The 20,235-nt window shown below is 52.7% G+C and carries 16 protein-coding genes; 6 read left to right on the top strand and 10 right to left on the bottom strand.

Going from position 1 to position 20,235, the window contains the following annotated elements:
* Window positions 1-95: 95 nt before the first annotated feature.
* A complete protein-coding gene (gene nhaC, locus Q334_RS0110585; protein WP_027313183.1) occupies window positions 96-1,595 on the bottom strand; it encodes a Na+/H+ antiporter NhaC in 1,500 nt (499 codons plus the stop codon).
* 378 nt (window positions 1,596-1,973) lie between these two features.
* On the opposite strand from nhaC, the gene Q334_RS0110580 reads away from it, so the two are divergent.
* From Q334_RS0110580 to Q334_RS0110565, 4 genes are all read left to right on the top strand, one after another.
* Complete coding sequence (locus tag Q334_RS0110580; RefSeq protein ID WP_027313182.1) at window positions 1,974-3,077, top strand: branched-chain amino acid ABC transporter substrate-binding protein; 1,104 nt, start codon at window positions 1,974-1,976, stop codon at window positions 3,075-3,077.
* A gap of 146 nt (window positions 3,078-3,223) precedes the next feature.
* Window positions 3,224-6,058, top strand: a complete 2,835-nt coding sequence (locus Q334_RS0110575; RefSeq protein WP_027313181.1) for an EAL domain-containing protein — start codon at window positions 3,224-3,226, stop codon at window positions 6,056-6,058.
* 9 nt (window positions 6,059-6,067) lie between these two features.
* Entirely contained in the window at window positions 6,068-6,808 is a 741-nt protein-coding gene (locus tag Q334_RS0110570; RefSeq protein WP_027313180.1) for a DUF4344 domain-containing metallopeptidase, read from the top strand.
* Complete coding sequence (locus Q334_RS0110565; RefSeq protein WP_027313179.1) at window positions 6,801-7,796, top strand: amidohydrolase family protein; 996 nt, start codon at window positions 6,801-6,803, stop codon at window positions 7,794-7,796. Before Q334_RS0110570 ends, Q334_RS0110565 begins: the two co-directional genes overlap by 8 nt.
* A gap of 59 nt (window positions 7,797-7,855) precedes the next feature.
* Here the strand turns inward: Q334_RS0110565 and hutH are convergent, their stop codons facing one another.
* Genes hutH through hutI form a run of 4 tightly spaced genes read right to left on the bottom strand, consistent with a single transcriptional unit; the run spans window position 7,856 to window position 13,362 of the window.
* Window positions 7,856-9,388, bottom strand: coding sequence for a histidine ammonia-lyase (gene hutH / locus Q334_RS0110560; protein WP_027313178.1), 1,533 nt, complete (start codon window positions 9,386-9,388; stop codon window positions 7,856-7,858).
* Window positions 9,389-9,440: 52 nt separating this feature from the next.
* Window positions 9,441-11,120: a urocanate hydratase gene (gene hutU, locus Q334_RS0110555; RefSeq protein ID WP_027313177.1), complete on the bottom strand. Its 1,680-nt coding sequence runs from the start codon at window positions 11,118-11,120 to the stop codon at window positions 9,441-9,443.
* Window positions 11,121-11,141: 21 nt separating this feature from the next.
* The gene (gene hutG, locus Q334_RS0110550; RefSeq protein ID WP_027313176.1) at window positions 11,142-12,128 is read right to left on the bottom strand and encodes a formimidoylglutamase; all 987 of its coding nucleotides are present in this window, start codon (window positions 12,126-12,128) and stop codon (window positions 11,142-11,144) included.
* Window positions 12,121-13,362 (bottom strand): imidazolonepropionase, encoded by a 1,242-nt coding sequence (gene hutI, locus Q334_RS0110545; protein ID WP_027313175.1) that lies wholly within the window; start codon window positions 13,360-13,362, stop codon window positions 12,121-12,123. The genes hutG and hutI overlap by 8 nt, the downstream gene beginning before the upstream one ends.
* A 382-nt stretch (window positions 13,363-13,744) precedes the next feature.
* Here hutI and Q334_RS18815 point away from each other — a divergent pair, with 382 nt between their 5' ends.
* The gene (locus Q334_RS18815) at window positions 13,745-14,512 is read left to right on the top strand and encodes a DUF2927 domain-containing protein (RefSeq protein ID WP_035461320.1); all 768 of its coding nucleotides are present in this window, start codon (window positions 13,745-13,747) and stop codon (window positions 14,510-14,512) included.
* 4 nt (window positions 14,513-14,516) lie between these two features.
* Here the strand turns inward: Q334_RS18815 and Q334_RS18810 are convergent, their stop codons facing one another.
* From Q334_RS18810 to Q334_RS0110525, 3 genes are all read right to left on the bottom strand, one after another.
* Entirely contained in the window at window positions 14,517-15,461 is a 945-nt protein-coding gene (locus Q334_RS18810) for a LysR substrate-binding domain-containing protein (RefSeq protein WP_051527714.1), read from the bottom strand.
* 118 nt (window positions 15,462-15,579) lie between these two features.
* The gene (locus Q334_RS0110530; RefSeq protein ID WP_027313174.1) at window positions 15,580-15,810 is read right to left on the bottom strand and encodes a YdcH family protein; all 231 of its coding nucleotides are present in this window, start codon (window positions 15,808-15,810) and stop codon (window positions 15,580-15,582) included.
* 90 nt (window positions 15,811-15,900) lie between these two features.
* Complete coding sequence (locus tag Q334_RS0110525; protein ID WP_027313173.1) at window positions 15,901-16,215, bottom strand: BolA family protein; 315 nt, start codon at window positions 16,213-16,215, stop codon at window positions 15,901-15,903.
* Between the two features lie 237 nt (window positions 16,216-16,452).
* Here Q334_RS0110525 and Q334_RS0110520 point away from each other — a divergent pair, with 237 nt between their 5' ends.
* Window positions 16,453-17,505, top strand: coding sequence for a succinylglutamate desuccinylase/aspartoacylase family protein (locus tag Q334_RS0110520; RefSeq protein ID WP_027313172.1), 1,053 nt, complete (start codon window positions 16,453-16,455; stop codon window positions 17,503-17,505).
* 46 nt (window positions 17,506-17,551) lie between these two features.
* On the opposite strand, the gene Q334_RS0110515 is transcribed toward Q334_RS0110520, so the two are convergent.
* Window positions 17,552-18,496 (bottom strand): ion transporter, encoded by a 945-nt coding sequence (locus Q334_RS0110515; RefSeq protein ID WP_027313171.1) that lies wholly within the window; start codon window positions 18,494-18,496, stop codon window positions 17,552-17,554.
* Window positions 18,497-18,557: 61 nt separating this feature from the next.
* Window positions 18,558-20,135: a methyl-accepting chemotaxis protein gene (locus Q334_RS0110510; protein ID WP_027313170.1), complete on the bottom strand. Its 1,578-nt coding sequence runs from the start codon at window positions 20,133-20,135 to the stop codon at window positions 18,558-18,560.
* Window positions 20,136-20,235: the final 100 nt, after the last annotated feature.

The raw sequence follows: 20,235 nt of genomic DNA, 5'->3' as shown, positions 1-20,235 counted from the left end.
AAGCTTGGCATCGCTCGGTACGAAAAGATAAAAAAAGGCGACCCGGAGGTCGCCATCAACGTGCTTGCTAGTGCAAAGCGATAGTGTAGAGAGGGTTAACGCCCAGCCGTCACCGCCTCAGCATTCGACTCGGCTGCAGGCTGGTTTTCCTGGGTCGGCTCACGCAATACCTGGAAACCTACCATGGCATAAATCACCGCCAAGGCGAGGTTGATCAGGTTAAAGAAGGCGAATGGCAGGTATGCAAAGGTAGCAACCCCCAGAGTGGCTGCCATGTAAGCACCGCAGGTATTCCAGGGAATTAAGGGCGAGCTGATGGTACCGGCGTCTTCCAGACTGCGGGACAGATTGACTGCCGCCAGACCACGACGCTTGTATTCATTACGGTACATGCGACCAGGCAGAATAACGGAGATGTATTGGTCCGCGGTGACAATGTTGGTCGATACACAGGTCCCCAGGGTGGTGATAATCAACGAGCCGGTGCTGCGGGCCAGTTTCAGAATTGAAGCCACCAGGCGCTCAAGCAGGCCCAGACGCTCCAGGATGCCACCATAGGTCATGGCGCACATGATCAGCCACACGGTATTGAGCATGCCGCTCATGCCACCCTTAGAGAGCAAATCATCCATCACTGCATTGCCAGTGTCAGAGGCATAGCCATCGAAGAATGCCATCCAACTACCCTTGATCAACAGCTCCAGCTGAGACTGACCTTCAGCCGCACCTGCCAGGCGCAACACCGCATCTTGCTGGAAAATCAGGGCAAATACGGCGCCGACGACAGCACCGGTAAAAATGGTGGGAAACGCAGGAAAACGCTTAACCGCCATAAAGAGCAAAATAAACATTGGAATCAACAGATGGATGCCCAGGTTAAACTGGCTTTCCAACGCCTGCAGCACTTGCTCCAACTCACCGGCAGTGGCGGCCGTTTCGGCATTAAAGCCAAGAAACAGGAAAAGAATCAGTGCCAGGAACAGGCTGGGAATGGTCGTCCACAGCATGTGGCGGATATGGCTGAATAGGTCTGAACCGGACACCGCAGGCGCCAGGTTAGTGGTATCCGACAAGGGCGAAAGCTTATCGCCAAAGTAGGCACCGGAGATCACCGCCCCGGCTGTTACTTCAGGTGAGAGTCCCAAACCTGAAGCAATCCCCATCAGACCGATGCCCAGGGTACCGGCCACGGTCCAGGAGCTACCAATGCTCAACGCCACCAGAGCGCAAACGGCGCAAGACGCTGCATAGAAATAACTCGGCGACATCAATTTGAGGCCGTAGTAGATCATGGTGGGTACGGTACCGGACAGTATCCAGGTGCCGATGAGAGAACCGACGGCTAACAGAATCAGGATAGCGCCCAGGGAAATCTGGATGCCTTTGTTAATCCCTTCTTCGATATCACTCCAACTGTGTCCATTTTTCAGGCCAATCAAACCGGCGATGGAGGCTGCCAATAACAGCGCAATCTGGTTAGGGCCATAAGAGGAGTTATCGGCGTAAAAGTATACCGCCAGTGACAGCATCACAATTAGGGTGATCACGGGGATCAGGGCATCGAGCAGGCTTGGCTTGCGAATATTATTATGCATAGAACGTCTTTCCCAAAAAGCAGCCCTAGGGGCAAAGGTTCGACTCTTACTCATCCACCCAGGCGGATTAAGCAAAATTCGCAGCACTCTACCCAAAAGCCCTGCACTTGACGCTCTTGACAGCACCAAGCTGTCACTTGATCAAAATCTGAGGTCGCCTGGATAAAAATTTTATGACAAAGACGGATGAAAAAGATCGCCCCTCCCCTATCGCATTCTCAAAAGTCTGTGCTAGTTTTAGGATCGTTTACGGGGCGTTGAATATGTTTTAACCCCTGTGAAGGCTTATCTGAACCTCAGATATCCGACCCTGTAGCGGTACAGGGTCAACCGAAGTCCGAATCCAACTAAGAAACACAATAAATCGGAGTCCTTACAATGAAACTATGGAAACGTTCCGTCGTCGCTGCTGCCGTTGCCATGGCTTTCAGTGGTGCCGCTTCCGCTGAAACCATCAAAATCGCCATTGCCGGCCCCCAGACTGGCCCAGTAGCTCAGTATGGTGATATGCAGTTCAGTGGAACCCACATTGCCATCGAAATGATCAACAAAGCGGGCGGTATCAACGGCAACATGCTGGAAGCAGTTGAGTATGATGATGCCTGTGAACCCAAACAAGCCGTGGCAGTCGCCAACAAAATCGTTAACGATGGCATCAAGTTCGTCGTTGGTCACCTGTGCTCCGGTTCTACTCAGCCTGCAACCGATCTTTATGAAGAAGAAGGTGTACTGGCTGTAACCGCTTCCACTAACCCCGCCATTACCGAGCGTGGTTATCAGCTGATTTTCCGCACCATCGGTCTAGACTCTGACCAGGGCCCTGCAGGTGCAAAATATGCGCTGGCTAACTACAAGCCTCAGCGTATTGCCGTTATCCATGACAAGCAGCAATACGGTGAAGGTGTAGCAACCTCCTTTAAGGATGCCGCTGTTGCCGCCGGTGCTAACGTTGTTGCCTTTGAAGGTATCACCCCTGGAGATAAAGACTTCTCCGCACTGATTGCCAAACTGAAGAAAGACAACGTCGACTTTATTTATTACGGTGGTTACCACCCTGAGTTGGGCCTGATTCTGCGTCAAAGTAAAGATGCAGGCTTCGCTCCTCAGTTTATGGGCCCTGAAGCGGTAGGTAACAAAGAAATCTCCGCGATTGCCGGTGATGCCGCAGAAGGTCTGTTGGTGACACTGCCTTCTCGCTATGACTTGAACGCTGAAAACAGCGCCATCGTAGAAGCGATGAAAGCGAAAAACCAAGACCCCACCGGTCCTTTCGTATGGACCAGTGTGGCAGCGGTACAGTCTATGGCTTATGCCATTGGCAAAGTAGGCGCGGATGATGCCAGCAAGGTAGCGGATATCCTGCGCACTGAGACCATCAACACCTCTATGGGTCCGCTGAAGTGGGACGAGAAAGGTGATTTGATCGGCTTCGAATTCGGCATCTTCAAATGGCATGCCGACGGTAGTTCAACTCCGATGTAATTTTTTTGCCTTTGGCAAAAAACAGGCACTTTAGGGCGACATTAGTCGCCCTTTTTATGTCGGGCATTAGTAGGCTATTTAGTTGGTAGCGTAGGCTGGGCTGTAGAGTAGGCTATAGTTGCTTGGTATCCCTCAAGGATCATTCAATGAAGCAAAGTCTCCGAGCTCGACTAATCTGGATTTTAGCAGCAGCCTTTTTGCCCGCTGCTATTTTCTTGGGCTGGCAATGGTGGAATAACGCTCAACTACGTTTGCAAAACTTTCAACAACAGAGCCTGGCTCTGTCCCAGCAACTGGCGAGCCGCCAGGGTCAGCTAATCGAACAGTCCAAACCTTTATTGAAACTGCTTGCTTCCGAAGCCCGCTTTTATGTTCGCGATGTCAGTACTTGTGAAGCCTGGCTACGTGAATTACTAAAACAAGATTTCCCTTATTCCAACTACGGCACACCGCAAGCCGATGGCACCTTACTCTGCACCGCGCTCCCTCTTCCCGGGCCAGTGAATGTGGCAGATCGTCCTTATATTCAGGCAGCTTTGCAAAGTCAGGATTTTTCCATTGGTGAGTATCAGATTGATAGGGTTGCCCATCATGCCAGTATCAATATGGCTTACCCAATTAAGCTGGATGGCAGCAATATTAGCCATTTAATGGTCGCCGTCTTACCACTGAAGAAGCTACAAGAAATACTGGCGCGCTTATCACTAGGAGAGCAATGGCAACTGAGCTTGCTGGATAAGAACTTTGATCTCTTGGTGCAGTTACCAGAGTCCAGTAACTTAACGCTAGGTAAGCCACCCTTAGCAACAGAGCAGCTGCAAGCCCTACAACATGCTGCAGCACAAGCTCAGCTATACCAGTATCAGCAGGATGGACGGACGTGGTTAGCAACCTTGGTCCCCCTCCCCTTACCCAGCTCACAACCCGCCTTGTACTTATTAGCGCAAACACCCAGAGAGCACTTATTGGCCCCGGTACTACGGGAATTACGTAATAAAGGGCTCTTGCTACTGACCACTTTGGTGGGTTGTTTTTTACTCATTGGCTGGGGAATGGAGCGTGGGGTATTGCGCCATGTAAGAGCTTTGCACCAACAGGCAGATCATCTGTCTCGCCGCTATACCGGCAGCGAGTTACCTAGTCCTTCGAGCGGTAACGAAGTTCATCAGTTACAGCGTCACTTTCAAGCATTGGTAAAGCGAATTGAGCTGGAGTGGGATCAACGTAAGCGCCAGGAACAACTGACGGATCAGCTCAGCCAAATAACGGCATTAGCGTTGCGGGCCAATAACCAGCACGAATTATTAGAAGGGATTGGACAGATTCTGGTGCAACAGCCACAGGGTATTGTGGCGGTGCTGTTTAGCTCCTCCGACCGATTGCCAGGCTATGCGCCTATTCAGGCCTGTTATTACAAACACTCCCCCAACCAGCAAAGCATGCAGTTATCGTTGTTGGGTGTTCCGACACATCAACCGCTCTTTATTAAAGCCATGGTGAATGAAACGCTACTCGCCTTAGGAGAAAGCCAGGGGGCGGAGGCGTTCGTGATTGTGCCCGTGCGTCACCATGCCCTGCAGTTGGTTGCTTTGGCGGAACATTATCAGCAACTCGACCGGCCTATTCTGCGGATGTTGGAGGATATTTGCGCCAACTTGGAATTAGCTCTGAATCAATTGGCGCAGGCAGAAAGTCTGAATCAACAGCTAAGCGGTGACCGTTTAACCGGCCTGCTTACTAAACGCGGTTTCTTGCATCATCTGAGCCTAGTACATGCCCACTCGCCACTTTTGGTGGTGGTCGCACGGGTGGATAACTATGCCGCTTTACTAAGCCTTTTAGGTTATGCCGGCATAGACGACTATGTTATTCATCTCAGCTTGCAGTTACAGGGGCTGAAGCCACGCTTGCTAGCACGTTTACACCAGGATAGCTTTGCGTTGGCGTTTGCGATTGAACGCACTCCTGAGCACACCCTGGCACAGATTCAGCAAGCTTGGAGTGGCCAAAACTGGCGCAGTTTCGAAATCCATGGACAGCTCTGCTACCCCAATCTCGTGCTGGGAGTCAGTACCGATTTGGCTTGCCAAGAGCCAGAACGCATGTTGTTACGGGCTGAAGCCGCCGCTGCTCAGACCCGTAATCAAGAGCAGGATTTTCCGCTACATTGCTACAGTGAAGAGCAGGTTCGGCAGCTAGGCGAGCAAGAGCGTTTTGAAACAGAATTACGTCAAGCACTCGAGCAGGGCCAGTTAGAGCTGTATTACCAGAGCATTCACAGTGCGATTGATGGCCAAATCAAAGGCTATGAGGCCTTACTACGCTGGCAGCACCCTCGTGAAGGGCTAATCTCTCCGGCAATTTTTATCCCGTTAGCCGAGCGTAATGGTCTAATTCATCCTCTTGGCCGTTGGGTGATTCAACGCCTGTTAAGCGAATTACCTGCTTTAGCGGGTTTACACTCAGATCCCATTAGCCTGAGCTTTAACCTGGCCGCCCCACAGTTACTGCACCCACAATTACTCGCTCATTTAGAGGAAATGCTGAAGCAACATCAGCCGTTACCAACCCATGTCAAACTGGCAGCGGAAATCACTGAGACCTCATTAATCAGTCACTTTGATCAAGCCTTACCGGTGCTTGAGCAATTACGCGAACTAGGTATCGATATCTATCTGGATGACTTTGGCTGTGGCTACTCCTCACTATCTTATCTACATCGTTTTCCGTGCGACCAGGTCAAGCTGGATATGAGCTTTATCCGCGACCTACCCCACCAAGCACGGGTAGGTGCCATCGTGCAGGGTATGATTGGCTTGGTGCACAAACTGGGTCACCCTGTCGTGGCGGAGGGCGTGGAGCATGAAGCCCAGCGCCTGTGGCTAGCTCAGCAACATTGCGATGGCATTCAGGGTTATCTCTTTGCCAAACCTCAACCGCTGGCTACACTCCTTGTCAATACCCCTTCAGCCCTAGAGTGACAGCCGTTTATGTTACGTACGCTTTTTCTTGGCTTAGGTTTAACCCTGAGCAGCCTAAGCCAAGCCGCTGTTTTTCAGTTTGCCTGGCAACCCAGCCAAGACCCTCAACTACAGCAACATTTGCAGCAGCAGTGGGCGCCTAAGCTGGAGCAATTACTGCAAGGTCAACTGCAGCTAAAGCAAGCCATCAAGGTCTCCATGGGGGCAGAAGAGGGACCCCAGTATGACCCCAACAGTGGCTTGATTGAGTACCCCTATCAGGATTGGCACGATATCCAACAGTTATATCAACAAGGAACGGACTATAGTGCGCAGGAGATTGCTACCTATACCCAGGAAATTATGACCTTCACCCTGCTGCATGAATTAGCCCATGCCTTGGTGCACCAATTGGAAATACCGGTACTGGGCAAGGAAGAAGATGCAGCGGATACCCTGGCGGCACTATTGTTGCTGGAGCGTGACGATACCCAGGCGCTACTGAGCAGCATGGAGATTTTCGATCTCTGGTCACAACAAAAAGACAGCCTGGAAGCGGCTGACTTTATGGATGAGCACAGTCTGGATGATCAGCGTTTTTATGCTCTGGCCTGCTTGTTAGTGGGCTATGATCCTGAAGGCATGGCCGAGTTGGCCGGTGAACTGGATATGGATGACGAACGAGTCGATTTCTGTATTGAGGAATATGGACAAAAACGGACAAACTGGCAGCGCTTGCTCAAGGGATACTGGACTCCTCGTCATGATTAAAGCGCTTGGAGTAATCCTGCTAAGCCTTGCAGTTGCCAGCCATGCCAGTGCGCGCACCTATAGTTATGCCGATGCACACCAGCATTACGTCGATTTTTTGCAGCAAAGTCAGGGCATTGAGGCGCTGGTGCAGGCCATGGATGAGGCGGGTGTCAGCTCCAGTATGCTGTCAGGTTTGAGCGTGGTGAAAAAGTGGGATGCCAATGAGCCCAAACGACCTATTTATTACATGGGGGATGACGCCGCACTCTACTGGTACAGCCTGACGGATGTGATGGTGGCCCGGGCGATCCAAAGTCTGCCCCCGTTACAGCAGCGGCGCTTCCATCCTTTTATTACCGGCTTTAATGCCACCGACTTAAATGCCATTGACCATATCCGCCGCATGCTTGAATGGTACCCCGGTTTTTGGCAGGGCATCGGCGAGGTCTTTACCCGTCACGATGACTTGACCGCCCTGACCTACGGCGAGCCTGGCCGGGCCAACCATCAAGCCATGGATGCGATCTATGCCCTGGCAGCCGAATATGATCTGCCAGTCTTGGTTCATGCCAATATCACCTCGACCCGGATGCCGGAACCACTGTATCTAGCCGAGTTTGAGCAAGCGTTGGCCATGCATCCGCGCACCAAGATTATTTGGGCGCATGCGGGTACCAGTGGGGCAATTAATCGCCGTCAGGTGCTGCCTTTTCTGGAAAATGAACTGGAGCGTTTACTCGGCCGCTATCCGAACCTCTATGTTGACCTGTCCTGGAGTGTGCTGCGTCCTTATATCCTCGATCAACAGGGCCGTCCCTCCCCCCGTTGGCTGCAATTGATCAAGAGTTATCCGGATCGTTTTATGCTGGGGTCGGATTTGGTAGGTACCTTCACCCCCTTGAAAGCGACGCTGGAGGAGTTCACCCCTCTGCTTGATGCCCTCCCCCTGCAGGTGGCACAGCGACTTGCAAAGGATAACTTTTTGGCGCTGTTGCCAAAGCGCTGATAGCTAAGCCGGATATGACAACGCCCCGAAAGAGGCGTTGTCGACAAGCTACTGATGAATTACAGGCTGGGCAGTAAGGTGTCAGGCAGCAAGGCGTTATAGTCACCGCTTTGAATCAATGCCTGGGCCTTGACGATATCGGGTGAGAAGTAACGGTCTTTATCATAGAAGCTGACAACCTCGCGCAGCATCGCATGGGCCCGTTGCAGTGGCTCAGAGGGCTGATGCGGACGGCGGAAATCCACCCCCTGGCATGCAGCCAGTAATTCCACCGCCAGAATACCTGCGGTGTTATCCCCCATTTCTTTCAAACGGCGCCCGGCAAAGGTGGCCATGGAGACATGGTCTTCCTGGTTAGCCGAAGTTGGCAGGGAATCCACCGATGCCGGATGCGCCAGAGATTTGTTCTCCGAGGCCAGGGCCGCGGAAGTCACCTGGGCAATCATAAAGCCGGAGTTGACCCCGCCATTTTCCACCAGGAAAGGCGGCAATTTGGACAGATGGGTATCAATCAGCAAAGCCATCCGCCGCTCAGACAAGGAGCCTATCTCGGCAATCGCCAGGGCCAGATTATCGGCCGCCATCGCCACCGGCTCGGCGTGGAAGTTACCGCCTGAAATGATGTCGTTGTCATCGGCAAATACCAGAGGATTATCGGAGACGGAATTCGCCTCAACCAGCAGCACCTCCGCCGCCTGGCGAATCTGCTGGAGACAGGCACCCATCACCTGAGGCTGGCAGCGCAGCGAATATGGATCCTGCACCTTTTCACAACCCTGGTGGGAATCACCGATGGCGGAGCGCTCTTGCAACAGATGACGATAAGCGGCAGCGGCATCAATCTGGCTGCGATGGCCACGTACCTGGTGGATACGATCGTCAAAGGGACGACGACTGCCCAGCGCGGCTTCCACCGACATAGCTCCCGCGACGGTGGCCGCAGCATAGAGATCTTCTGCGGCGAACAGTCCTTCCAAGGCAAAGGCGGTGGAGGCTTGGGTACCGTTGAGCAGTGCCAGTCCTTCTTTCGGTGCCAGGGTAATAGGTTCTAGACCCGCCCGTTTTAAGCCTTCTGCTCCACTTAGCCGTTCGCCCTTGTACAGCACCTCGCCTTCACCCAAGAGCACAGTGCTCATGTGGGCCAGGGGCGCCAGATCACCGGATGCCCCCACGGAGCCTTTTTGGGGGATGCAGGGATAAACTTCAGCGTTGACTAACTGGATCAAGGCTTCAATGACGCTGCGGCGAATACCGGAGAAGCCGCGAGCCAGGGAGTTGATCTTCAGCACCATGAGCAGGCGTACCGTTTCCGGGCGCATCAGCTCACCAATGCCAGCAGCGTGGGAAAGGACGATGGAGCGCTGCAACAGCTCTAAATCTTCTGCCGCAATACGGGTATTGGCTAACAAACCAAAACCGGTATTAATGCCATAGACCACCCGCCCCTCTGACAGTACGCGGGATACGGTAGCCTGGGAGGCATCAATAGCATCATAGCAACTGGCATCCAGGCTTAGCTGCAGACTGTGGCGGCTAACCATACGCAAGTCTTGCAAGCTGAGCTGACCAGGACGAATCACGAGGGTTTGCATAATCTTTTACTCTGGCAAAACGGGAGCCCGCAGGCTCCCAAGGCTCAAGGGATTACAGATCCAGCAGAGGCAGGTCAAGGCCCTGCTCTTTGGCACAGTTAACGGCAATGTCATAGCCGGCATCGGCGTGACGCATCACCCCAGTTCCTGGATCGTTACGCAACACACGTCCCAAACGCTTGGCGGCAGCCTCGCTGCCATCGGCAACAATCACTACCCCAGCATGCTGGGAGAAGCCCATCCCGACTCCACCACCGTGGTGCAGGGAAACCCAGGTAGCGCCCCCGGCGGTGTTAAGCAAGGCATTCAATAAGGGCCAGTCGGATACTGCGTCCGAACCATCCAGCATGGCTTCCGTTTCCCGGTTGGGGCTGGCGACAGAGCCGGAGTCGAGGTGATCACGGCCAATCACCACCGGTGCTTTCAGCTCACCCTTAGCCACCATTTCATTAAAGGCCAAGGCCAGGCGGGCCCGATCCTTCAACCCAACCCAGCAGATACGTGCAGGCAAGCCCTGGAAGGCAATACGCTCACGGGCCATGTCCAGCCAGTTATGCAGATGGGGGTTGTCTGGAATCAGCTCTTTAACTTTGGCATCGGTCTTGTAAATATCCTCGGGATCACCTGACAGAGCTGCCCAGCGGAAAGGCCCAATCCCCTCACAGAACAGAGGACGAATATAAGCCGGTACGAAGCCGGGGAAGTCAAAGGCATTATTGACCCCTTCCTCTAACGCCATCTGGCGAATATTGTTGCCATAATCGAGGGTCGCCGCTCCCCGCTGTTGCAGAGTTAGCATAGCCTTGACCTGCACCGCCATGGATTGTTTGGCTGCTTTAACCACAGCAGCCTCATCTTGGCTACGCATGGTTTTGGCGTATTCCATACTCCAACCCTGGGGCAGATAACCATTTAACGGATCATGGGCAGAGGTTTGATCGGTCACTACATCGGGGGTGATATTACGTTCAACCAGTTCAGCAAATACATCGGCGGCATTGCCTAACAGGCCGACGGAAATCGCCTTGCCTGAACGGTTGGCCTCTTCGATGATTTCCAGCGCTTGATCCAGAGTAGTAGCTTTGTAGTCGACATAACGAGTGCGCAGACGGAAGTCGATACGGGTTTCATCACACTCGACAACCAGTACGTTAAAGCCCGCCATTACCCCGGCCAGAGGCTGAGCACCACCCATCCCCCCCAGGCCACCGGTCAGAATCCATTTGCCTTGGGCATTACCAGCAAAATGCTTTTTCGCTACTGCCACAAAGGTCTCGTAGGTGCCCTGCACAATGCCCTGGGAGCCGATGTAGATCCAGGAGCCAGCCGTCATTTGGCCGTACATCATCAGGCCTTTCTTATCTAACTCGTTGAAGTGTTCCCAGTTGGCCCAATGTGGCACCAGGTTGGAGTTGGCGATCAATACCCGGGGGGCATCAGCGTGAGTCTTGAAGACACCAACGGGTTTACCGGATTGGATCAGCAGGGACTCGTCATCCTCTAAACGCTGCAATACTTCGATGATTTTGTCATAGCAAGCCCAGTTACGTGCCGCTCGGCCAATGCCACCGTATACCACCAGGCTTTGCGGATGCTCGGCTACATCGGGATCAAGATTGTTCATTAACATGCGCATCGCCGCTTCGGTCAGCCAGCTTTTGCAACGCAGTTTAGAACCATGGGGGGCGCGAATAACGCGGCTGCTATCAAGGCGTGAGGCTTGTGTTGTCATCGTTATATCACTCAGTTGTTATTAATAATCAGCAGGCTGCTCGGTGGCAGTGGCTAATTGGGTTAGTAAACGGGCGGCAACCTTGGCGGTACGGCCATCGAGATCGAAACTGGGGTTGTATTCGGCAATATCCGCCAGCCACAGAGGGCAAATCCCCTGCTGATGGGCTTCGACGATATCCGCAATCAGCACTTCAATGAGTTCAAGCGCTACACCTCGGCCTGCTGGTGCACTAACCCCAGGTGCGGTGGCGGCGGGGAGTACATCCAAATCAATACTGAGATAGATCCCATCACACTGGCTGATAAAGGAGGCCAATTGAGCGCGGATATCCGTCAATTGCCAGCTGTTCATCTGACTATCGAGGCGGTACCACACTCCTAACTCCTCGGCGCGTTGAAACAGCGCTTGGGTATTGGCGCCGGGATTCACCCCTAAGCAGGCATAGCGGAATGGATGCCCCAGGCTTTGGCAATGTTCGGCGATCTGCCAAAAAGGCGTACCTGAGCTGCCTTGTCCCTGCCCTACCCGCAGGTCGAAGTGCGCATCGAAATTGATGATGCCGATTGTCGGAAATGATTTATTTCGGTTTTGCTCAGCAAGATAACGGTATAAACCCTGATAGCTTGCCCAAGCAATCTCGTGTCCGCCCCCTATCAACAAAGGTAATTGCCCTTGCTGTAATACACGGTGCAAACGGGCACCCACTTGTTCTTGGCTAGCTTCTAAATTGCCATCTGCACAGCGTACTTCCCCTGCATCCCATACCGGGGTTTGTCGATGCCAGGCCTGATTAGCCAAGGCTTTCAATACCTTGCCTGGGCCTTCAATCGCACCTGGCCGGCCTTGATTACGACGCACCCCTTCATCGGTGGCAAAACGCAGCAAACATACCCCTGCTGCCGCCTGTTCATGCCAGGGCTGAACTTGCTGATGCCAGCGTAATCCGAGCTGCCCATCTTCCGGGTCCACTCTGCCCTGCCACACACTTGGATCAAAGTCATACATGGGTGATTTCCCCCTGCCATACCCGCTGTACTAAGCGCTGGCAACCAAATTCATAAGCCAATTGAGCGGGATGCTCGATCTGCCACACCAGTAAGTCGGCCTGCATCCCCACCCGCAACATTCCCAACTTACGTTGCCAACCCAGTGCCTGGGCAGCATGTTTAGTTACCCCTGCCAGGGCTTCTTCCGGAGTCAAACGAAACAGGGTACAACCCATATTCAGCATCAGCTGCAACGAAGCCAGCGGCGAAGTACCGGGGTTAAAATCCGTTGCCAATGCCATCGGTACGCCATGCTTGCGTAGGCTTTCAATGGGAGGCAACTTGCTTTCCCGCAGGAAGTAAAAAGCGCCAGGCAGCAACACCGCCACGGTACCCGCCTCAGCCATGGCCTTTACCCCGGCTTCGTCCAGGTACTCTAAGTGATCGGCAGACCAGCCTTGATAACGTGCCACCAAGGCAGAGCCATGTTGATTGCTCAGTTGTTCGGTATGTCCTTTCACCGCCAGCCCTAATGCAGTGGCGGCCTGAAATAAACGCTCAGACTGCGCCGGGCTAAAACCAATCCCCTCACAGAACACATCTACCGCATCCGCCAAACGTTGCTCTGCCACTAACGGCAAAATGTCTTGGCAAATATGCTCGATATAGGCATCTGCCTGGCCATGAAACTCCGGTGGCAGTGCGTGGGCAGCTAGCAAGGTAAAAGAAGCATTAACGGGATAATCTGCGACCAGTTTGTGGGCTGCGCGCAGCATCTTGATTTCATCAGCCAGAGTTAGGCCATAGCCAGACTTAATCTCAACACTGGTAGCCCCCTCACGCAGTAGGGCCTCCAAGCGCGGCCTTGCCGCCTCAATAAGTTCCTCTTCACTGGCTGCTCGTGTGGCACGTACAGAACTCAAAATGCCACCGCCCTGTTTAGCGATTTCGCTATAGGGCACACCTAATAAACGCTGCTCAAATTCATTGGCACGATTGCCAGCAAAAATCAGATGGGTATGGCAATCAATCCAGCCTGGGGTGATCCATTTACCCTTTACATCAATCACCTCTGCCCGTTCCAGATCGACTCCAGCCAGACTGGCCATGGGGGCGATGACACTGATGCGGCCCTGACTAACCCCCAAGGCGTATTCCTTCAGTGCGCCATAGGGCTCAGTCACAGAAGGATCCAGAGTCGCCAAATGGGCATTAGTCCAAATTCGTTCGCAGCCAGTAAAAAGACTTTCCATCGGATCTGCTCACTCTCTCGTTCAGGCCTTAAATGTATATACATATATAGCGATAAAAGCACCTCTTGTGAAGTGGCAGACTTAAATGACTATACATTTATACTAATGGCACTCATTGATTACTTATCCACCTTTGTCTCCATCTTGTCGGAAAGAGTAAGAAAGTGGTTGCTAAGCCAAGCAAGCTGTTACTGTGAACCAGGGGTTAACCGCAGGAGCTAAATCAGCGGGTGGGCATACCTGACCTGTGATTGTTTTTTAGCCATAGATGACGCCTTAAGTGGCGATGAAGCAATGTCCTGTTGCTCAAGCACTCGCCACAGCGCTGCAGGCTCTCTAGAATCAGACCAGCCTCTACCGGCTAATTATTAAGAGCTTTGCCATGCCTGCTATTGTCTATTATTGCCTTCTGCTGTTGTTTAGCCTGCCCACCCAAGCCGCAGACTGGCAGCAGCCAGCTTATTTACAACAAGCCTTTATTGAGATCGCCCTCGGACGTGAACATGAGCAAAGTAGTGCGGGGATACTGCTGCGTTGGCACACACCGATACGCTACCGTTTACATAGCGAGGGCTTTACCCCCACCTCCCAGTTGCAACAGTTGGTTGATGTCCATATGCAACAACTGGCCAGTATCACCCAGCACCCTATGCAAGCGGTCGAGCATCATGCCAATCTGGATATTTTTATTGTTCCCAGCCAACACCAGCACAGATGGTTAACCAAGATACTGCAACGCTCTCCTTTCTCTGCCGAGCTACTTAACAACAATCTCTGCCTGGGGCAGTTTAAGGCCAAGCAACAGGGGATTTATGCAGGCATTGTGTTGATTCCCCTAGATCGGGTGATGGCAAAAGGACGCCTGGCCGACTGCATTATTGAAGAGCTTACCCAGGTAATGGGGCTGCCAAATGATTCGAACCGAGTGTTTCCCTCAATCTTTAATGACAACAGTATTGATCGCTATTTAACTGGCTTGGATTGGACCTTGCTGAAGATGCTTTATCACCCACAACTGCGTGCGGGGATGACAACTGAGCAAGTTCGCCCTCTGCTGCCCAATATTATTCAGCAATTACAACAGCAGGGGGTTTTAGAACGTGCCGAGAGGGAAGCCCGGCGCCAGGGGTTATTCCCCTTGATAGAGTAACACCTTAGCTAGCCAGCGCGGCTGACTCCTGACAGCAGGCGTCCAGATCAAAAGGCAGCTTTCCTACCTCTGAATGTAGCCAGTCGGTGAAAGTGCGGATGCGTTCAATCCGTGGCGAGTCTGCCCGGTAAGCCAGGTAATACGCCTGCTCTAATGGCATCTCCTCGATAAAGGGTTGTACCAACTGGCCCGTGCTGAGCAGGTGCTCAACCAGACTGCGGCGGCACACGCAGACACCGTGTCCAGCCAGAACAATATCTAATCCCATACTGGCATTTTCCAACTTCAGCATACGGTTCTGCTGGAAGCGCTGGAGATCAAGTTCATAGCCGGCATAATTCAGCCAGGTCTGCCAGTTTTGTACTTTTGTTTCTAAGCCATCAATTAAAAGAAAACGGTATAAGTCATCAATACGCTCAATCTTGGCCGCAATTTGCGGCGCACAGACAACTAATAAGGAGTCTGGCATCAAGAGTTCCGTCTGGGTGCCAGGGTAGCGCCCCAGGCCAAAACGGATGCCTAAGTCCATACTGCCCTCACGCATATCCACTACCTCACCACTAGTAGAGATACGGACTTCGATATGGGGATACTGATGGGCAAAGCGCCACAATCTTGGCATCAACCACCGGGCGGCAAAGGAAGGCAGTACGGAGATATTCAGCACCCCCGAGTCCTGCTCCTGGCTAATCGCATCAAAGCCCAGTTGTAACGCCTGAAAGGCTTGCTCAACGTAGACATAGAAGCGCTCACCTGCAGGAGTTAGCACCATATGTCGCCCTTGCCGGGCAAATAGCTTTACCCCTAGCACGGTTTCTAGATGACGGATTTGCTGGCTCACCGCTGCCTGGGTGACATGCAGGGTTTCAGCAGCCTGGGTGTAACTTTGTAGGCGCGCTGCTTCGGCAAAGCAACGTACTGCACCAAGGTGGGCGAAACGTTTATCCATGACGTTATCTCTTGGTGAAAGACTGTCTCTGTCAGTGAAACAGCATAGGAAGGCGACAGCCCTATAGCCGTCGCCACTCAATAAGTAGAACTTATAGAAGAAGGTTTTGTACTGACTGTCAAGCAACCAGCATAGCGTAGAGTTGATCCTTTAACTGCAAGCGCTTGCGCTTGTACTCTTCTTCTGTGTGAGTCGCAACAGGTGTCACCTCGGCAGCCATATTTTCTACTGCTTTGGTTAACTCATGATATTCATCAAAAAGTTTTTGGAAGTGGCGATCTTCCATTTTTAACTGATGAATACGCTCACGTAGTTCAGGAAATTCATGGACTAAATCATGGTGTTCCATACCAGGCTCCGATGTCACTCAACATTAGTTTCACTTAAGGAGCCTTTAGCCTAACCAAGTCCAGTTAAGGGCATATTGACCCTCGTCAACTTAGCCAGCCTTACTCCCGCCACGGCAATTCGGAGACAGCGGGCTTTGCTCACCCCGGGCCTGCCACTCTTCTGCGGTATACAGATGCAAAGCCAGGGCATGAATCGGATTATTAAGTAACTCAGCTACCTGCTGGTACACCAGTTGATGACGTGCCACTAAACGCTTGCCGTTAAATGCCTCACTTACCAAGGTCACTTTAAAATGCGACTCAGTCGCCGGCCCACTATGCATATGGCTTTCATTCTCAATGGCTAACACCTGGCAGGCAAAACCCTGTTGCAGTAACTCAGTTAAGCGTTGCTGTACTGACATATCCTCACCCTAGCCTCAGCGGGAACCGCGTCCCGAACCGGAATTAATCACGTTACCTCTGGCTGACTTAAGAAAGCGTGCCAGCCGCCCTGCATACTAACGAATGCAGCACTCTTTTTGCTAATCAGCGCAGCAAAATCGAAGCTGTCACCCAGGTAAAGTTATTTTTATACTGGTTTAAGTTTGTTTTCCTGGGACAGCGTATTCCGCACACCCCACTTTGCAGGAGCCCTGCTTATGGCAGTACAAGGCAATCAGATTCGAATTGGTGAGACTGAGGTTAAACCTGGCAGTCAAGCCAGCATTGCCCTTCCCGTCGCTAAGCTCTACACCCGTGAAGAGGTCGCCATGCCTGTGCAAGTCATTAATGGCAAGCGTCCGGGCCCTCGCCTATTCGTCAGCGCAGCCATTCATGGTGACGAACTAAATGGGGTGGAAATTATCCGCCGCTTACTAAGGCTGCCAGCCTTAAAAAATCTACAAGGCACCCTGATTGCCATTCCCATTGTTAACGTCCATGGCTTAGTCAATCGCTCACGTTACTTACCTGATCGGCGCGATCTTAACCGCAGCTTTCCTGGCAGCGAAAAAAGCTCTCTCGCAGGGCGTATGGCTAACCTGTTTTTAAACGAAGTGGTGGCCAAGTGTACCCACGGTATTGATCTGCATACTGGTGCCCTGCACCGCTCTAACTTGCCACAGATCCGCGCCAATCTGGACGATGCACAAACACTAGAGTTGGCCCAGGCCTTTGGCACTCCGATTTTGCTGAATGCCAATCTCCGTGATGGTTCCTTGCGTCAGGCCGCGGCAGAGTGCGGTATTCCCATGCTGCTGTATGAAGCAGGCGAAGCCCTGCGCTTTGATGAGTTCTCCATCCGCGCCGGGGTTCAAGGCATTCTCAATGTGATGCGCCACCTCGGCATGTTGACCAAAGGCCGTAGCCATCGCCCACCGGCGGAACCCCGTATTGCCCAGGGCAGCACCTGGGTGCGGGCACCAGAAAGCGGCATTCTGCGGGTGTTAGTTCCCTTAGGACGCGAGGTACACAAAGGCGATGTACTGGCAATGGTATCCTGCCCCTATGGCAATGAGGAACATGAGGTGCGTGCCCACAAAAGCGGCGTCATCATTGGCCGCAGCCATTTGCCATTAGTCCATGAAGGAGAGGCGCTGTTTAATATCGCCCTTTTTAATGGAGATCGTCCTGAGGATGCCAGCGAAAGTGTCAGCGACTTTCAGCAACAACTGCAAACTGCACCGCTGTTTGAGGAAGAAATTTTCACCTGATCAAAACGAGACTAACCTCGTTAACCCCTTTTGCGGCAAAGAGCGCTTAAGGCAACTCAGCGCCGCAATGGGGGCAACTGCAGCGGTGCTGGCGGCGTTGCCACTTCTGTTGCAAGAGCGTCACCTGGCTCTCTGATAGTCCGAGCTCCTGGCGTAGTTCTTCCAGCTCACTGGCTTCACTGTGGCTCATGTGGCCGTCCTCCAGTGCTTCTGACAGGGCCTGCTGGTACTCCTGCCGACGTCGATGCAATTGATCTGAAAAGCCAGAGGCTAAGATGCCCGCCGGCAATGCCACCATGCCCATCCCGACCAGGGTAATGCAACCGCCAAAAAAACGCCCCAAAGGGGTAATCGGCGTCACATCGCCATAGCCTACCGTTGTCAGTGTCGCCATCGCCCACCACATGGCTGCAGGTATACTGCCAAAGGCTTCGGGCTGAATTTGATGCTCAATCAGATAAATACCGCTGGAGGCTAATATCATCAGGATAAAGAGCACAAAAAAAGCCGCCCCCAACGGGCCTGCCTCTTCGCGAAACACTCCCAGTAGCATCTGCATCGCGGCAGAGTAACGAGTGAGTTTAAATACCCGCAATAAACGCAGTACCCGTAAGAAGCGTAAATCCAGGCTGAAAAACACACTCAGATAGAAAGGCACAATGGCGATCAAATCCACCAGTGCCATAGGTGAACGCAAATAGCGCCAACGTGCTTTGCCCGGAGAGAGGGGGGGAAGATCCTGCTGTTCCGCATGGGTATCAGGCGCACACCATATACGCAGGCCATACTCCAGGGTAAAGATCAGCACCGATACCCGCTCAAACCATAGCAAGGCTTGGCGATGCTCCGCTGCAAACCAACTGACCGACTCCAGAATCACCGCCACCACATTAGCGGCAATCAGTAAAATCAATAGCCAGTCGACCAACCGGCCACTCCAATGGCTACTTCCTTGGGGTTCTAGCAGTACAGCCAGACGCTGACGTAACATCCTCTATCCTTTTCGACCATGACAAACGGCGCCGCAGCTTAGTACTACCGCGCCCTCAAGCTTAGCGCTTATTCCAGAACTGTGCAGACAGCTCCTGCAACCCCCGCGCCTGTTGCTGCATGGTGCGGCTGGCACTACCACTGTGCTCAGCCCGTTCACGGGTGTGCTGGGAAATATCACGGATATTGACGATATTGGCATTCACCTCATCCGCAACCGAACTTTGCTGCTCTACTGCGGTGGCAATCTGACCACTCATGTCGGTAATGGTGCCAATAGCCCGATTAATAGCCTCCAGTACTTCAACGGTGTGAGCGACCTGGGCAACCGTTTCCTCTGCCTGAGTTTGTCCCGCCTCCATGGTCGAGACTGCCGAACGTGCCCCAGCCTGCAGGCTGGTCAACATGTTTTGAATTTCCTGGGTGGACTCATGAGTACGGTTGGCCAAGGCACGTACCTCATCGGCCACCACCGCGAATCCCCGCCCTTGTTCACCGGCACGGGCGGCCTCAATGGCTGCGTTTAGCGCTAATAGGTTAGTTTGCTCGGCAATCCCACGGATTACATCCAGGATGCTGGTAATACTGGTGGTATCGTTTTCTAACTTCTCGATCACACTGGAGGCCTTATTGACCTCTTCTGCCAAAATGGCAATCCGCTCACGGGTTTTCATCACCGCGGTGCTACCACGATCTGACTCCATCCGCGCCTGAGCAGCGGCCTCTGCGGTGCGCCCGGCATTCTCTGCCACTTCCTGAATGCTTACCGACATTTCATTGATAGCCGTGGCCACCATATCGGTTTTATTAAATTGGTTTTCTACCCCAGAGGCAGTGTCGTCCACCGCCCGTTTCAAGCTGTGGGACTCTTTGCCCAGGGTATTCGCTGAGTCGGCGATACGTCCCACAATCGCGGCGGATTCTGATTCAAGGGACTTCAACGCCAGTGCAATTTGGCCGAGATCATCATTGCGCCCGGTATACACATACTGTGCGACGGGGTCTGTACGTACAGCCTTGGACTTTTCCACCAGACTGGTCAAGGGGCTTAACTGCCAACTGATCAAGCCTAGTCCCAGCAACCAACTCACTCCCCCTATTGCCGTAATCACCATCCAGCTGTCACTGGCTACGCCAGCCAATAGCGCAAAACTCAGCAGCCACAGTAATGAAAAAACGCATTGCAATTTGAAGCTCAGGGAAAAGCCTGGCTTGATTGCGGCTGGAGTTTTGCCATCCATTAATTGCGGGTACAGCCATTCAGCTCGCTTGACGCTGTCACTGTCCGGTTTACGACGAATGGATTGATATTCCGCTACCTTACCGTCCCGCTCGATCGGAGTGGCATAGGCATGTACCCAGTAATGATCGCCATTTTTACAACGGTTTTTGACCAACCCCATCCAGGAGTCACCCTTTTTCATCGCATCCCACAACATCTTGAAAGCCGCTGGCGGCATTTCAGGGTGACGAACAATATTGTGGTTTTTACCCAGCAATTCCTCTTCAACGAAGCCACTGATTTTGATGAAGTCTTCGTTAACGTAGGTGATTGCCCCTTTTAAATCCGTGGTAGAGAGAATGTTGGCTTTATCGGAGTAGCTGATTTCTACTCCACTGATGGGGAGATTCTTTTTCATTAAGGTGGCCCTGGCTCGCACAGGCATAAGGAAATTTATGGTTATTCGCCTGCATGTAAGTAGTTTATTGGATAGAAAGTGCCGAAAACTCTATTCCAGC

This window comes from Balneatrix alpica DSM 16621 (genome assembly GCF_000619885.1).
Classification (GTDB): Bacteria; Pseudomonadota; Gammaproteobacteria; order Pseudomonadales; family Balneatricaceae; genus Balneatrix; species Balneatrix alpica.
This window is presented reverse-complemented; position numbering and strand designations above follow the sequence as displayed.